At 46.9% G+C, this 702-nt stretch carries 1 rRNA gene; it reads left to right on the forward strand.

Annotated elements, in window-relative coordinates:
* Positions 1-421: 421 nt before the first annotated feature.
* Positions 422-702: ribosomal RNA gene (locus VT06_RS16965) — 16S ribosomal RNA — on the forward strand; the annotation flags it as partial.

Raw genomic sequence — 702 nt, forward strand, 5'->3', positions numbered from 1 at the left:
AATTCGCCTCCGTTGTCACCGAGGTGTCAGCCACGAGAAAGACAAGCGCAGCAAGAAATACCTTCGGGTAAACGACGTTGCGAAATTTGATTCGAAAATATGAAATCAAGGTCTTGACTTCCTCACTGGGTCGCGTAAAATTCGCTTCCCTGCTACGAGCTCCACTGAGCCGAGCAACGTTCTTTAACAATATATCAAGCCAAGTAATCTGTGTGGGCACTTGCGCAAGAAAAGCATCAACCAAAGCCACTTCGGTGGCAGTTGCAGAAGTTTACTTCTGTAACAAGGTTCAGCTTTCGAGTGACAAGTTGCTTATATATAAGTAACCAGAAATTCATAAAGTTGAGCGGCTTTGTTTGTTAGTTCTTGGGAATTTATTCCTTAGAGTTAGCGAAGTGAAGCACTTTGCATCAAGCACTTTTAATTGAAGAGTTTGATCATGGCTCAGATTGAACGCTGGCGGCAGGCTTAACACATGCAAGTCGAGCGGTAACATATCTAGCTTGCTAGATGATGACGAGCGGCGGACGGGTGAGTACAACTTGGGAATCTGCCTGATGGAGGGGGACAACCACTGGAAACGGTGGCTAATACCGCATAACCTCTTTCTGTAATAGGGGGGAGCAAAGTGGGGGACCTTCGGGCCTCACGCCATCAGATGAGCCCAAGCAAGATTAGCTAGTTGGTAGGGTAAAGGCCTAC

Origin of the sequence: Arsukibacterium sp. MJ3 (assembly GCF_000987765.1) — a bacterium.
Lineage (GTDB): Bacteria > Pseudomonadota > Gammaproteobacteria > Enterobacterales > Alteromonadaceae > Alishewanella.